The organism is Halodesulfovibrio aestuarii DSM 17919 = ATCC 29578, from assembly GCF_000384815.1.
GTDB classification, from domain to species: domain Bacteria; phylum Desulfobacterota; class Desulfovibrionia; order Desulfovibrionales; family Desulfovibrionaceae; genus Halodesulfovibrio; species Halodesulfovibrio aestuarii.
The window spans coordinates 437,769-453,869 of sequence record NZ_ARQF01000020.1 but is presented as its reverse complement, the minus strand read 5'-3'; the positions used below and the strand labels follow the sequence as shown (position 1 = coordinate 453,869).

At 44.7% G+C, this 16,101-nt stretch carries 8 protein-coding genes; 1 reads left to right on the top strand and 7 read right to left on the bottom strand.

The features are described 5' to 3' along the window. Nucleotides 1-94 precede the first annotated feature (94 nt). The gene (locus tag F461_RS0108060) at nt 95-2,287 is read right to left on the bottom strand and encodes a hypothetical protein (protein ID WP_020000644.1); all 2,193 of its coding nucleotides are present in this window, start codon (nt 2,285-2,287) and stop codon (nt 95-97) included. Nucleotides 2,288-3,293: 1,006 nt separating this feature from the next. Between F461_RS0108060 and F461_RS0108055 the strand changes: the two genes are divergently transcribed. Further along, a complete protein-coding gene (locus tag F461_RS0108055; RefSeq protein WP_020000643.1) occupies nt 3,294-4,439 on the top strand; it encodes an amino acid permease in 1,146 nt (381 codons plus the stop codon). Between the two features lie 89 nt (nt 4,440-4,528). On the opposite strand, the gene F461_RS0108050 is transcribed toward F461_RS0108055, so the two are convergent. The 6 genes from F461_RS0108050 to rpoB all read right to left on the bottom strand — a co-directional run bounded on the left by F461_RS0108050 (nt 4,529) and on the right by rpoB (nt 15,891). Then, on the bottom strand, nt 4,529-4,777 hold the full coding sequence (locus F461_RS0108050; RefSeq protein ID WP_020000642.1) for a hypothetical protein: 249 nt from the start codon (nt 4,775-4,777) through the stop codon (nt 4,529-4,531). Next, complete coding sequence (locus tag F461_RS0108045) at nt 4,771-5,370, bottom strand: amphi-Trp domain-containing protein (RefSeq protein ID WP_020000641.1); 600 nt, start codon at nt 5,368-5,370, stop codon at nt 4,771-4,773. The genes F461_RS0108050 and F461_RS0108045 overlap by 7 nt, the downstream gene beginning before the upstream one ends. Before the next feature lie 24 nt (nt 5,371-5,394). Then, nucleotides 5,395-6,588, bottom strand: a complete 1,194-nt coding sequence (locus tag F461_RS0108040; protein WP_020000640.1) for a GAK system CofD-like protein — start codon at nt 6,586-6,588, stop codon at nt 5,395-5,397. Nucleotides 6,589-6,854: 266 nt separating this feature from the next. Continuing rightward, nucleotides 6,855-7,385, bottom strand: coding sequence for a GAK system XXXCH domain-containing protein (locus F461_RS18625; protein WP_020000639.1), 531 nt, complete (start codon nt 7,383-7,385; stop codon nt 6,855-6,857). 143 nt (nt 7,386-7,528) lie between these two features. Then, nucleotides 7,529-11,686 (bottom strand): DNA-directed RNA polymerase subunit beta', encoded by a 4,158-nt coding sequence (rpoC, locus tag F461_RS0108030; protein ID WP_026364692.1) that lies wholly within the window; start codon nt 11,684-11,686, stop codon nt 7,529-7,531. Nucleotides 11,687-11,787: 101 nt separating this feature from the next. Next, nucleotides 11,788-15,891, bottom strand: a complete 4,104-nt coding sequence (rpoB, locus tag F461_RS0108025) for a DNA-directed RNA polymerase subunit beta (protein WP_020000637.1) — start codon at nt 15,889-15,891, stop codon at nt 11,788-11,790. Nucleotides 15,892-16,101: the final 210 nt, after the last annotated feature.

Here is a 16,101-nt window from a genome sequence, read left to right as displayed (position 1 = left end):
GTAAAGTAGTTAGACAGTAGATTCTCTTAGGTATTCTTTTAAGGATCATACGCTTGCGTTACGTACAGTACCCGGTTGTGTTCGTAACATGTTGCTATGGTTGCTCCATTACGATGATGCTGCCTGATGTAAGGTACTCTTTTTGCGGGTTTTCATAGAACGCGTAATATAAACGGATTATATCTGATGTGGAAAATGGGGTGATCGTTTGTCGGCAGTCTGTGCCGCCTTCATTGCTAAAATCCGATAAACCGAATTCCATCGGAGTTCCTGCCTGTGAAAAAGCAAACGGTTGCAGATCAAGTTCTGTGCTGTAGGAACCATCAGCTTTTTTGAAGCCGTTGTTTCCCGTCGCGATGTTGTCAAAGCGAAGTTTCCATATAGAAGGGTACTGATTAATGGGAGATATTGGCTGTTCCTCTTTTGGTACTTCTGCAAGATCATACCATGTTTTTAATTCACAGCTGATGAAAGAATCAAGGAGGACGTCTGAACCGGCAGCCTTTTTATCGTATGTAATAACTGAAGAGGGATGTTTAGTCATGACTGCACTTGCAATATCCCCAAGTGCGTTTTGAGGAACGAAATATACGGTGCTACTGGTGCGCGCGACCACTTTTTTGTTTTTTTGATCCAGCACCTCTATTTCGATTATTTTTTTCCCGACATCAGAAGGAGCCGTGGCCACTATGTCGATAGTGCTCGGCAGGGCAAATGTGAATGTGTTGTCCGTTGATGTGGGAATTACTGCAACAATAGCAGTTCGTCGGGACGTGTTTTCTCCACGAAATGCAAAACCAGCAGGGGCTGAGAATTGTACCATAACAGTATCAAAAACCTCTTCTGGGGTAGCAGTTCCAAACGCAGGTGTGACGTCTGCGGCTAGTTGTCCTTCAGTTATGGTGGCAGTAGCGCCAATAGGAATAGCGAAGCTGGAGCCTTCATTAAAAGCAAAAAGCTTTGACGTACCTGAGCTAGTTACGGATTCGATAACAACGTCATCTTGACCTTTGACGGTGAAGGTAATGGTGGTCGCCACACTTGAATCGTCAGCAGCTGTAAATGTTATGATGTGTTTTGAATCAATTGCTGCTGTTGTAACATTTGGAAAGAAGCTGAATTCGGTTCCGTTAGTATATGTTTTGTTTCCTGCAGTAACTCTTTGATCATTATTAGGCGAGATCGGGGCTCCTTCGTTTAGTGTACCCGCTGATGTCGTCGCAGATATTTTGAATCTGCCAGAATAGGTTGGAACAAGACCCTTAGTTCCATTGGAAGTAAGTTCTGTGACTGAGTTTTTGTTACTTAACAGAGAAACCCGGAAATGGAGAGGGGTTGTAGCAGTTTTTTGAGGTAAAGCTATTTGAGTTGAAAGCGGTGTGAAAGAATCGCATCCATCAGTGAGTTTGGTAAGAACAAAACACTCTGCAAGTTCTGTACGAGTGATATCGTTTCCCATGATCTTGTTCATTTCTTGGGAGAGTTCAATGTGTTCCTTTTCCTGTTCCAACGGATCCTTGTCTTTGTCAAAAAGTAGAGCAGAGGCTCGTTGTACGATCCTAGCCTGCTGGGTTGTTATGTACTCAACGATGCTGGAATTTAACTTAGGATTAACTTTTTTAGCTGCACCTAAGAAGGTATCTTTCTGCATGGTTTGAGCGACCGTAGCGAGGGTGGTAATAAAATTTAGCATAGAACTGTTGTCAGTCTCTTCCCCAAGGCCAAGGGCCACCATGAATGCTTGCTGCAGAACTTCATGTTTGAGTAATTTGTCTCCAAGAGGATTTGTAAATGGATCAAATGAATAGAACCCCAGTGCCTTTTGGACAATAGACGTGACTTGTCTTTTTGCTTTGTATGCCGCAGCCGTGGTGCTTCCATCTATTTGGAATAAAAGTGCAGCAAGCGTTGTAACAGGGGTAAGGTATGCTGTGTCATCTCGGGACATCATGATGCCACGAAGTTCTGCTTTAAAGAGTAAGCCTGTTTTTGTGTTGCGACCTTTTCCGTAAGCGTTTGCTCGTAACATTACAGGATATTTTTTAATTTCGTCTATGGCTGTGAAATGGATATTTCCATTTTTAGTAAAGCCAACTGGCATCCATATATTATTAATGAAGGCTTCAACCGTAGCGTTATCAAGTGGCGCAGCGACAACCGCACCGGCTACGATATCTTGGTTTTCAGATGTATATTCTTTTGTTGTTTCTTTAATTTTGTAGTCACATCCAGCTACTAAAAGCAGCATAAGCAGTAGAAGAGGTATGTTGCATACTATATTTCTCATGGAGTCCCCCCAAAATCTCAAAGCATAATTACATAATTGCAGTTATTTTGACATATCTTTTTATTATGCAAATGCTATACAAATAGATGATTCTATTTTTAATAAGAAATATGTTTAAGAATGGTTATGCATGATTCAGTAAAGAGTATGTACGCAGTGTAAACTGTGATGTGTTGTAACAGTACAAAAGATAATTGCTAAAGGATTGCGTAACAAATATTTTTGTAATGAGCATGTTGCATTGCTGTTTTATACATGAAAGGAATATGAGTTTAACATTGAAGTTGTTAGAGTGTTTTTTACATCACAAATAGTTTATAAAGAGTAAGTATCTTTGTAACGTCAAACTTTTTACAACGTTCTCTTTTTCTGTACCGTCTTGCGCTACATGTTTTTTTACCCATTACACATGTCGGTGTTATACCGGAATGGAATTCCCATTCGTTATTGACAATACGTATGGCATAATTGGTTGGGTGCGTATGACTATGTGGGGATTTACAGCAGATTTTCATCTCCCACCTATTTTAGAAGGTTACTGAACAACTACATGACTGAATCTACTTCTCTACAACTCAGAGAAGTAGATTTTTTCATATAAAAAGGTGAATAAAAAAAGAAAAGTAAAATAGGCATGTTGTAGTGTGATCTCATTTTTTGATGTAAATACTGCAACTATTAGTTGTGCCTGTAATAGCTTGTATTGTTTTGTAAATATGATGTGTTAAATACTGTAGTAAGTAGTGTTGTTACAATAATGTGAACTTCAATTATGGCGAAATGCACTTGATTTACATGAACAGCATGTGTAGGAGTTGTCTCCGTTATAAAAGGAATCTGTTTTTACAGCTAGTTCTGTATACAAAAATGTTAAAAGATACACGTTGAGTGCGTAGAGTGACTGCAGCCTCAGGAAGTAGCATCATGGTATTTCGTTGATACGTATTGCCTTGTTGTTTATAGCGGCCGTTAGAGTGTGATGTTGTACTACGAAAAAGGGAGAGGTATGCTTTCAAAGAACTTAGGTGCAATAAGTATTGTTGCTGGTACTGCTATCGGGGCAGGAATGCTTGGACTTCCAATGGCTATCGGAAGTCTGGGTTTTGCAACAGGCTCGCTGGTTTTGTTGTTTATGTGGCTTGTGGCAATTTATGTTGCGCTGCTTTTGCTGGAAATCAATCTTGAGTTTGGCAAGGGCGTAAACTTAAACTACATGACCCGCAAAATTCTCGGGCGTCCCGGTCAGCTGTTGGGAACAGGCAGCGTTTTCTTTTTGTTCTACTGTTTGCTTGTTGCATATCTTACCGGTATGGGGGGCGTTATTGCCAACACAATCGGTTTGGATCCCCGCATTGCTACTATAATATTTGCATGCATAAGTGCTGTATTGCTTTTTTCCGGAACCGACTTTGTTGTAACAGCAAATAAATATCTGTTTATCGGCATGCTTGTGGCGATGGTTGTATGCTTCGCCACTCTTGGCGGACAGTTGACCATGGACAACCTTGCTTTGGGGCAACCTAAGGCAAAGATATTGATAATGTCATTGCCTGTATTGTTTACATCCTTCGGTTATCATCCATGTATTCCTAGTATCGTTAACTACATCGGCGATGACAGGAAGACGCTTGTCCGTATCTTTATAATCGGCAGTACAATTCCGTTTATTTGTTACTTTATATGGCTAACCCTTGCTTTGGGGAGCGCAACTCCTGACCAGCTTGGAGCTATGGCTAATGTGGATCATCTGATTAACCAGATGAGTGGTGGTTCCACTTTGATCTCTACCATTCTTTCTTTGTTTGCTGCCTTTGCGCTGATCACCTCTTTTATCGGAGTTTCGTTTGCGTTGTTTGATCTTGTGGCAGAAACATTTCGCCGTAAGGATGACAAAAAAAGCCGTGCCGGAACCACAGCTATGGTATTTTTACCACCGCTTGCGGCTTCGTTACTAGCTCCGAATGGTTTTATCGCAGCCCTCGCCCATGCTGGTGCTGTATTCACGATCATCGCGATTTTTATTCCATGCGTGATGGCTTGGAAAATGCGTTCAGCAGGACAGAATCAAGAATATCGTGTCTTCGGCGGAAAACCTGCTATCGCGTTGAGCTTTGTTTGCGGGCTTGTAATTGTAACAGCAAGCTATCTTTAGTACATGCAACAAGCAGGCACGACTAGGAGCTAGGCTTGTTAACTAGACAATAAAAAAAAGCTCCCTCTGCAAAGTAGAGGGAGCTTTTTTTATTTCTCTTTGTCAGGCTGATGTCGTTGCCGTGGAGGCACCGCCGTATGGCTTTTGTGGTGGTAATTTTCACCTTTGCCATGCGGTTTATGGTGAGTCTGGGTGCCATGAAACATCTTATGCGTTGTAAAGTGCTGTGGATGCTTATGGTCGAAGAATGCTTCGTGTTTTGCATGCCAAACGGTATAATTATCACCATGAATTACGCCGGATGGACGGACAGGAGTGCCGGGTTGACCGGCTACCACTTTTTTCCGTGTTCTCCTCGCTTACTCTTAAAGTCTACGCCGTAGTTGTGTGCAGCGCAGCACCCAGGGTGCGGAACATGGGGTGTCTCTTCACAACACCCTCTGTATCCGTGCACGTGGCTCCCTTGCTCATAATGATAATGGTGGTGATCTGCTGCATGATCATGGGTGTGGCAAAGTTGATATTCGCCCTTTCCATGGCAATGGTAGTGGGAATGGAAATTATGTTCATCATGGCGGGTAGGAGGATAATGTACTGCGTGTTGCCCATGTTGATGCATGTGGTGCATCTCATCATAGTGCCTTGGAGAATGCATGTGCCAGTGCGGGTGTTCGTGCAATGATTCTTCATCGTACTCGGTTTCGATTTCAGGGGTATCCCATTCTAATGTAATAACTAGCCGCTGCTTGTCGTGCTTGACGCTCGCCTCGATATTCATTTCGATTTCTGCATGCGGTTGTAGAATAATTTTTTCTTCATCTTGTTCTACAATTACGTTCCCGTTGCGTAAGCCTTCTAAAAAGCATTCAACATGTGACATAGCAAGGTTACTTGGCACCTTTCCCGAAATGTGAATTTTCTTTTTTTCCATGTGTCTCTCCTCATGCTGGCAGTGCTAGCATAGAGATAAGAGAATGCGATTCAGCACTGCGGCATCAATGTATGGTGAGCTTTGTTTTGTGATCAGATCGCAGGATACCACAGTAATGCCTTCGCGTGACAGCATATCATTGTTGAGTGAGCCATTATACTGGGTAGTATCGGAATCAAGCACGATGAGATTAAGTATGTCGTTTGTGGAAATATCCGCGGGAGAGTCTTTTTTTAAATGAAAAAGAAGGAGTTCGATTTGTTCAGAGAGGGTGTGACCGAAAAGTTCAACGTCTGTTCCTGTATTGGGAATAAATACTTTAGGGCATTTTGTTTTTGCAATACTAGTTCCGACACCTTGCGGCAGCAAGTTAGCAAGAAGACTGGAGTAAAAACTACCCATCGGATAGCAGATAAGTTCTGCTCTGTTGATGAGGTTGCATGTACTTTTGGTAATGGACACTGAAATAGGTAAAGGGTCCTGTTGTGATTTTACAAGCCAAATGTCTTTTATTTTACTCGTAAGAGGGGCGGTTTCTTTTCCTGTAATGAGGTGCTGCCCCACAATTGTTTTACCGTCTTCTAATGAGACAGCAAGATCTGCAGTAACATTTGCAATAGGCCGTACTATCCCGCGTACTTCTGCCAGTTTGGAAAACAGGTATATGACAGGGGAAAACTGTCTATCATGATTAATGTATTCTGCCGCAAGAACAAGGTTACCAAGATTTGCACCGCGAAGATCAAATGAATCGGAAATACTTTTTTGTATTGAAATCATGCTTGATTGAATAAACTTTCGCATTGGAGACGGCACTGCATTAATGAGCGGGTGATGGCCGGTGGCAAGTTGTTCAAGCTCTTTACGTAATTCCGTTTGTGAGGCGTTTTTATCTAACCGGTATGTAAAAAAAGCATAAATTTCGGGATTACCAAGGACAGACATATCAGCAAGAGACATCAGTCGGTTCCGGATATCACCAACCGCTGGCATGAAAAATTCGTTGCGAAGAACAGCTGAACTTCCGCCGGAGTCAAAGGGGGTAATGAGATGAACCGAGTTATGTGTGTATTGTATTATATCACGTGAAACTTCTCGTAATGCTGTCCCGCCACTAAAAAAGAGAATGCGTGGACCGTTTTGTGGCGCAGAGCGGTACCGTTCTATCTTATGTTGGTCCGGTATTGTGACCGTACGGGTGATTTCAATATGCTGCATTACTCGTTATGCGTCCGCTAATCTTGTTGGTATGGGTAAGATTGTTTTCTGAAAGGGTGTAGCCAAATAGCCACGCCGCGTAAAAATGGGTTTACCATTATGGGCTGGTATATAGGCGTTGGGTGTCAAATTGTATAGCCCTAATGTTAAGTACATATAACAGACTGTTTTTTCTCATTACATGAGTAAGAGAGTCAGAGGAATATGATGCAGTGAGTTTTTTTATAAGCTGTTACTGTCTTACTGTGGTCGCAATTATTCATATTCTATTTAAAGTTATGGTGGCATTCCGTTTTCATGTGGTTCAGGGCATCTACCGTTTCATGAAACTTTTGTAGGTTGTTCTGTTGCCATGCTTCTTCGAGAGTATCAGTGAGTTTATTATACTCAGCATATAACTGGTCACCGTTCCCCGGATATTTTGTCATCAGTCTGGAATCAGTAATAAAGTCATGCACGGCTTCTTCGGGCGGAATGGAATTCTGGTGCAGAGATTTGAATATAACTTTGAAGCTTGTTGCCATACGCTTTTTTAGACGGCTGTATGGCGGTAGACCTTCTGTGCTTTTGCTTTCACATTCACAATTTCCGCAGAGTTCACACTCATCAGCGTAGGCACTTACTTTTAGCTTTACCGTCAGTTGTCCATACTCATCTTTTATAGCGAGACGAATTTTTTTTGCTTTAGTACAGTCAGGAAAATCATACTCTGGAGCAAATTCACAGGCATCAGCCAGTTTTCTTAAAAACGCAGGAAGGTCATTACGAGTTAATGTTTGCGTGAATTTTTCAGCCATGAAGTCTCCTGAAATTTGAAGTGGAATGCGCATGTATTATTAGAAAACCACGACTTGTATTGAGAGTCAAATGACAAAAAGAATTATCAATAAAAAAAGCCCCCGCAGCAATAGATGCGGGGGCTTTGAATACGAATAAACGCTTATGCGTTTACAGGATAAACAGGCTCGTCGAGTTCATCGAGGAACTTGTCGGCGCGTTCTTCCTGCATAGGAACTTCGATGTTTGCGGAAACGAAGTCGCGGTAACCGGAACCAGCCGGAATGAGACGACCAACGATAACGTTCTCTTTGAGACCGCGCAATCTGTCGCGTTTACCGCGCAGGGATGCTTCGGTGAGAACCTTTGTAGTTTCCTGGAAGGAAGCCGCAGAGATGAAGGAAGATGTTGTAAGGGATGCCTGAGTAATACCGAGAACCAGAGGTTCTGCATTAGCTGGCATACGACCTTCAGCAACAGCTTTTCTGTTTTCATCGCGGAATTCCTGCTTGTCCACCTGTTCACCAACGAGGAAGCTGGTTTCGCCCGGATCAAGCACGGATACCTTCTTAAGCATCTGGCGAACGATAATCTCAATGTGCTTATCGTCAATACCTACACCCTGGAAGCGGTAAACTTCCTGAATCTCTTCACACAAGTAGTTAGCGAGGAATTTCTCGCCCTTAATGCGAAGGATATCATGCAGTTCCGGCTGACCTTCAGTAAGCTGTTCACCCGCTTCAACGAAGTCACCTTCGGTAACGGTGATATGCTTACCTTTTGGTACGAGGTATTCTTTAGCTTCGCCAACCTCAGGTGTAACCATAAGCTTACGCTTACCTTTGGTTTCACCTGCGTAGGATACGATACCATCGATTTCGGTAACCACTGCAAGGTCTTTAGGTTTGCGAACCTCAAAGAGTTCCGCAACTCGTGGAAGACCACCTACGATATCTTTAGTCTTGGATGTTTCACGAGGTTTACGAGCGATAACATCACCCGCTTCAAGCTCCTGACCATCCTGAATCATGATAATCGCGCCAACAGGGAGCTGGTAAACCGCAGGGATGGAAGTATCGCCACGGAATTTAGGCTCACCGTTTTCATCACAGATGGAGATGGACGGTTTCAAGTTGGTTGTACGGTACTCAATAATGGTACGTGTTGCCATCTGAGTCGCAAGGTCAGTTGTTTCCTGGAAAGTTTTGCCATCGATAATATCGGTAAACTTAACTGTACCAGGAACTTCAGAAACGAATGGTTCGTTGAATGGATCCCAATCAGCGATAACATCGCCCTTGGTTACTTCCTGACCATCGGTTACGTTCAAGCGGGAACCGTTAGGAAGGATGTATTTTTCGCGTTCACGACCCTGTTCATCAACGATGGAAACCTGACCTGATTTACCAAGTACAAGTTGGTAACCATTTTTATTTGTAACAGCTTTAACACGGGAGGTCACAACGCGACCTGTGTGCTGAGCTTCAATGCTGGATTTCTCAATTTGGGTAGATGCGGTACCACCAATGTGGAAGGTACGCATTGTCAGCTGAGTACCAGGTTCACCAATTGACTGTGCAGCAATAATACCTACAGTCTCACCGCAGTTTACGAGACGACCGCGAGCAAGGTCACGACCATAACATAAAGCACAAATACCGTGTTCGGAAGAACAGGTGAGTGCAGAGCGGATGGTGATGGAGTTTACGCCGCGATCATCGAGAAGCTGTGCGCGTTCTTCGTTGATGAGGCCGTTTGCCGGAATAATCTCTTCTTTGGTAATTGGATCAAGAACCGGATAGAGAACAACACGGCCGATTGCACGTTCTGAAAGACGCATTTTGATCTCACCACCAATAACGAGGTGACCGAGCTCAAGGCCGTCAACAGTACCACAATCATGTTCGCCAATGATAACGTCCTGAACAACGTCAACAAGACGACGGGTAAGGTAACCGGAGTTCGCGGTTTTAAGCGCGGTATCCGCAAGACCTTTACGAGCACCGTGAGTGGAGGTGAAGTACTGAAGCACGGAAAGACCTTCACGGAATGAAGATGTAATTGGTGTTTCAATAATTTCACCGGACGGTTTCGCCATCAGACCACGCATACCTGCGAGCTGACGCATCTGATCCTGGTTACCTCGAGCACCGGAGTTGGACATCATGAAGATGGAGTTAAAGGAGAGGTTAGACTCTTCTTTTCCAGTCTTCTCGTCTTTGATGATATCACGTGAGATGTGCTTCATCATTTCGTTGGACACGTCCTGAGTAGTCTTAGTCCAAACATCAACGATTTTGTTGTATTTTTCGGTGCGGGTAATAATACCTTCACGGTACTGGCGTTCAATTTCGTCAACTTCTGATTGAGATTTTTCCAGAATGCCTTTTTTGCTATCCGGGATCTCAAGGTCTTTAACCGCAATGGTAACACCAGCGCGGGTACCGAACTCATAACCTAAGTTTTTGAGACGGTCACAGAGAAGAACAGAGGCTTTAATGCCGCATTCGCGGTATGCAGAGCTTACGAGTTTACCAATGTTTTTCTTGGTCATAACTTCGTTAGCTCGGTTAAAGTCCATGCCTTCCGGCAGAATTTGAGAAACGATTACGCGACCAGGGGTAGTTTCAACAATGCGTCCATCATCAAGACGAACCTTGATGCGGGCGTGCAGAGAAATCTGTCCGTGGTCATATGCAGAGATAACTTCCCAGCGGCCGCAGAATTCCATGCCTTCGCCTTTCTCGAAAGAACGTTCGACGGTCATGTAGTACAGACCGAGAACGATATCCTGAGAAGGAACGATAACTGGAGAACCGTTAGCTGGAGAAAGAATGTTGTTTGTAGACATCATAAGTACGCGTGCTTCGATCTGTGCTTCAACAGAAAGAGGTACGTGCACAGCCATCTGGTCACCATCGAAGTCAGCGTTGTATGCGGAACAAACGAGTGGGTGCAGGCGAATAGCCTTACCTTCAACGAGGGTAGGTTCAAATGCCTGAATACCAAGACGGTGAAGTGTCGGCGCACGGTTAAGGAGAATTGGATATTCGCGTACAACTTCTTCAAGGATGTCCCAAACGACCAGTTCTTCACGCTCAACCATTTTCTTCGCGCTCTTAATAGTAGAGGCGAGATTTCTTTCTTCAAGTTTGGAGTAGATAAACGGCTTAAAGAGCTCAAGGGCCATCTTTTTAGGGAGACCACATTGGTGCAGCTTAAGGCTTGGACCTACAACAATTACGGAACGACCGGAGTAGTCAACACGCTTACCGAGAAGGTTCTGACGGAAACGACCCTGTTTACCCTTGATCATATCTGACAAGGACTTGAGTGGGCGACCATTAGTACCGGTAATTGCGCGACCGCGGCGACCGTTGTCGAAGAGTGCGTCAACAGATTCCTGAAGCATACGTTTTTCGTTACGGATGATGATCTCAGGAGCACCGAGTTCCATCAAACGCTTCAGGCGGTTGTTACGGTTAATAACACGACGGTAAAGGTCGTTGAGGTCGGATGTTGCGAAACGTCCGCCATCCAGAGGAACGAGTGGGCGAAGTTCTGGTGGAATTACCGGAACAACTTCCATAATCATCCATTCAGGACGGTTGTTGGACTCAAGAAAAGCCTCAACAATCTTTAGTCGTTTTGTAAGTTTTTTCTTTTTGGTCTGAGAACGGGTAGTCTGAGATTCTTCACGTAACTCATGGCGCAGAGTCTCAAGATTGAGCTCTTCAATGAGACCGCGAATAGCTTCTGCACCCATGCCTACTACGATTGCGTCTTCGCCGTAGTGGTCGATTACCTGGAAGTAATGGTCTTCAGAGATAACCTGATTCTTGGCAAGGGAAGTCTGACCCGGATCAAGAACAACAAAAGAGTCAAAGTACAATACTTTTTCAAGATCAGACATGGTCATGTCGAGCAGTGTACCGATCTTGGAAGGCAGAGTCTTCAGGAACCAGATATGTGCAACAGGAGCAGCAAGCTCAATGTGACCCATACGTTCACGACGAACTTTGGAAGCAATTACTTCAACGCCACACTTTTCGCAGACAATGCCGCGGTGCTTCATGCGTTTGTATTTTCCGCAGTTACACTCGTAATCTTTTACTGGGCCGAAGATCTTCGCACAGAAAAGACCGTCGCGTTCTGGTTTGAACGTACGGTAGTTAATGGTTTCTGGCTTTTTAACTTCACCGAAAGACCACTCACGAATTGCTTCCGGAGCAGCAATTGAGATCTGAATAGCCTTCAAATTGTGAATATCTGCAGCCTGAGCTGTATTGCTTCGTGCAGAGAAAAGATCATCTAAAGTCATAGTTGTTACCCCACCCATAAAGGTTGTCATGCGGGTTTTGGGAACTGTAACAGTATCCTAAAATCGGGTTTGCCTTGGCTTACAAGGCAAACCCGTTCTATTTAGTCAGCAAGGAAGGTGCGCGGACCTTTTTGTTCCTCTTCCTGATGCAGAGTGATGTCCAAACCGAGGGACATCAATTCCTTAATAAGTACGTTGAAGGACTCAGGCATGCCAGCTTCAAGGAAGTTGTCACCCTTTACGATCTTCTCGTACATTTTTACACGACCAGTTACGTCATCGGACTTAACGGTCAGGAATTCCTGCAACATGTAAGCTGCACCATGCGCTTCCAGTGCCCAAACTTCCATCTCACCAAGACGCTGACCACCAAACTGAGCTTTACCGCCCAGTGGCTGCTGCGTAACGAGTGAGTAAGGACCAGTTGAACGGGCGTGGATTTTTTCATCAACCAAGTGGTGCAGTTTCAGGATGTACATAACACCTGTAGTTACGCGGTTCTCAAACTGATCACCAGTACGGCCGTCGAACAGTACGTTCTTACCGTCATCCGGCATGCCTGCATCGGCAATCCATGACCAGATTTCTTCTTCACGTGCACCATCAAATACCGGAGTCTTAGTAACGATACCGGTGCTCAGTCGACGAACTGCTTGGGTGAATTCATCATCATCCATTTCGTCAACCATGCGGTTGATAGTCTTACACTTGTATACTTCTTTAACTCGGGCGCGAACATCTTTGAGATGTTCTCCGGTTTCAAGAAGTGCTGCAAGCTGTTCACCAAGTTTGAGTGCGCCCCAACCTAAGTGTGTTTCCATGATCTGACCGATGTTCATACGAGACGGTACACCCAGTGGGTTAAGTACGATGTCTACAGTAGAACCATCTGCAAAGAACGGCATGTCCTCAATTGGCAGAATCTGGGAAACAACACCTTTGTTACCGTGACGGCCAGCCATTTTGTCACCTACGCTAAGCTTACGCTTAACTGCGATGTAGCATTTAACCATCTTAAGCACGCCTGGAGGCAGATCGTCGCCTTCAGACACTTTATCACGCTTGGTGTCGTAGATATTTTTAATAAAGGAAACCTGCTTATCATATTCTTCAATGATGTGCTCAATGGCTTCGTTTACTTCTTTAGACTTAAACAGACCTGAAAGTTTCTTAACTGGTATTTCATTAAGAATTTCAGCTGTTACTACGTGACCTGCTTCAGCAAGAACTTCGCCTTTACGCTTACCTGGGATGTTGTAAGCAAGCTGTTTACCTTCTGCTTCTTCCACAACTTTAGTCATGGTAGACATAGTGAGTGCAGCAATGTGGCTCTGTTCTTTACGATCGAGCTTAGCAAGTTCGTAATCTTCAATATTTTTAGTGCGTTCGTCTTTTTCACCGGAACGACGGTTAAACACTTTAACGTCAATTACAGTACCTTCGATTCCAGGAGGAACTTTCAGGGAGGTGTTCTTAACGTCACGTGCTTTGTCACCGAAGATCGCACGGAGGAGTTTCTCTTCAGGGGAGAGCTGAGTCTCACCTTTAGGAGTAATTTTACCTACGAGGATATCGTCCGGGCATACGTTTGCACCGATGCGAATAATACCGCTGCCATCAAGGTTGCGGAGCATTTCTTCGCTTACGTTCGGAATATCACGGGTAATTTCTTCAGGTCCAAGCTTGGTGTCACGAGCAACAACTTCAAACTCTTCAATGTGTACGGAGGTAAAGACATCTTCTTTAACCGTACGTTCGGAGATGAGGATGGAGTCCTCGAAGTTGTAACCACACCAAGGCATAAACGCTACTACGAGGTTTTTACCCAGTGCCAGTTCGCCATCTTCAATACCAGGGCCGTCAGCGAGAATAGTACCGCGAGTAACTTGCTGGTTAGGATGACAGGTTGGTTTCTGACCAAAGCAAGAGCTCTGGTTAGATTTGTGATGCTTTTGCAGATCGTAGCTGCGTACTCCGCCAGACTCAGGGTAGAGGCCGTTAAAGTATGATACAACGATGCGGTCTGCATCAGCAAAGCGGACAATGCCGTCGGCTTCAGCGATAATACATGCTCCGGAGTCCTGTGCAACAGGGCCTTCCATGCCGGTTCCAACAATAGGTTTATTACAGCGGAGCAGTGGAACTGCCTGACGCTGCATGTTAGAACCCATAAGTGCGCGGTTCGCATCATCGTGTTCGAGGAACGGAATCAGCGCAGCAGAGATGGAAACCATCTGGCTTGGTGAGATGTCCATAAGGGTAACATCTTCACGTGGAGACATGAGAACGTCGCCAAGGTAACGAGTGGTAACAAATTCATTCACAAAGCTGCCATCATCTGCGAGTTCTGCGTTTGCCTGAGCAACAACATGACCCTGTTCAGTGGTAGCATCCATGTAGATAACTTCATCAGTAACGCGTGAGTCTTTAACTACACGGTACGGAGTTTCAATGAAACCGAAATCGTTAACTTTGGAGTATGTAGTCAATGACACGATCAGACCAATGTTTGGACCCTCTGGAGTCTCAATTGGGCAGATTCGGCCGTAGTGAGAAGTATGTACGTCTCGAACTTCAAAGCCTGCGCGTTCACGGGTCAGACCGCCAGGTCCAAGTGCAGACAGACGACGTTTGTGAGTAACCTCGGATAACGCGTTAGTCTGGTCCATAAACTGAGAAAGCTGGGAAGTACCGAAGAACTCTTTAAGCACTGCAGCAACCGGTTTTGGGTTGATGAGGTCATGCGGCATAAGAGTCGCGACTTCCTGCAGGCTCATGCGTTCTTTGATAGCACGTTCCATACGTACGAGACCGATACGGTACTGGTTTTCTACCAGTTCACCTACCGGACGTACGCGACGGTTACCGAGATGGTCGATATCGTCTGCTGGGCCGTGAGAGTCTTTCAAGTTACACAGAATCTTAATTGCTGTGAAAATATCGTTGTCTGATAAAGTGCGCATGTCGTTCTCGCGATCGAGATCGAGGCGCTGGTTCATTTTATAACGACCTACTGGAGATAAGTCGTAGTAGTCTCCGCTGCGGAAAAGGTTTTCGAAGAATGTACTTGCGATTTCCGGAGTTGGAGGAGAACTTGGACGCAGACGACGATATATTTCAACACGGGCGGACTCAGAGTCTTCTGTTTTATCAAGAAGAAGAGTGTCACGCATGGAAGAGGATACGTCAGCACCGCGAGTGTGAAGAACAGGCAGGCGCTTAACACCAGCTTCACGAATGCGTTCTACGGTATCTTCGGTAAGTTCATCTGCTGCATCAGCAAGAACTTCACCAGTGTTTTCATCAACAAGATCTTCGGCAAGGAAAAGACCGGTAAGTGTATCAGGAGCAACTTCAATTGTCTCGATACCAGCCTCAAGAAGCTGACGCCAAGTACGCTTGGTAATTGGTTTGCCTTGCTTTACGAATACTTTTTCACCATCGCCAAGATCCACGTACGCAATTTCTTTGCGGTACATGTCTTTGTGCACTTCCCACATCACTTTGCCGTCTTCAAGGCGGAAGTACTCTTTTTCGTAGAAGCAATCGAGGATATCAGCTCGTGACATACCCATTGCTTTAAAGAGAATTGTGGCAGGCATTTTGCGACGACGGTCAATTCGTACGTACAAAATATCTTTATGATCGAAGTCAAAGTCGAGCCAGGAACCACGCATCGGGATAATGCGACAGCTATAAAGTACTTTACGGCTGGAGTGCGTTTTACCTGAATCATGCTCAAAGATGATGCCAGGAGAACGCTGCAACTGGTTAACGATAACTCGTTCGGTACCATTGACAATAAAAGTACCTTTCTCGGTCATTAATGGCAGGGTACCAAAGTAGATATCCTGTTCTTTAATATCACGGATGGTGCGGTTTTCGGTCTCTTCATCTACATCATATACAACAAGACGCACGGTAATGCGGATTGGAGCTTCGTAGGTAAGACCTTTTGCAATGCATTCTGCTTGGTCGTATTTTGGTTCACTGATATCGTAGCGAACATACTCAAGGCTTGCAGTGCGGTTAAAGTCTTCAATAGGGAAGACAGAACGGAATACACCTTCAAGACCTTCGTCAGGCAGTCGGTCAGTACGTCCTTCCTGCAAAAACTTCTTGTAGGAGTCTACCTGCAAGTTGAGAAGATGCGGGATAGGAAGCGTTACTTCGATTTTACCAAATTTTTTATAAAGTTGGCTCATATTTACACCTCAAAAGAGACGGTTTGCCAAAGATGATGCCACTGCGGCTAAGAAGCATCGGAAAATGGCGCGTTTGCTTAACCAAAGTCGGCGGATTATCTCCGAAACGGATACATAAGCATGCGAAAAAGGGCGCCCGGTGGACTTAGGTGTCCGAAAAGACTGGGCAGCGGGTAGGTGTTGCTGAAGGCATGCAAATTCAGCAGCAGC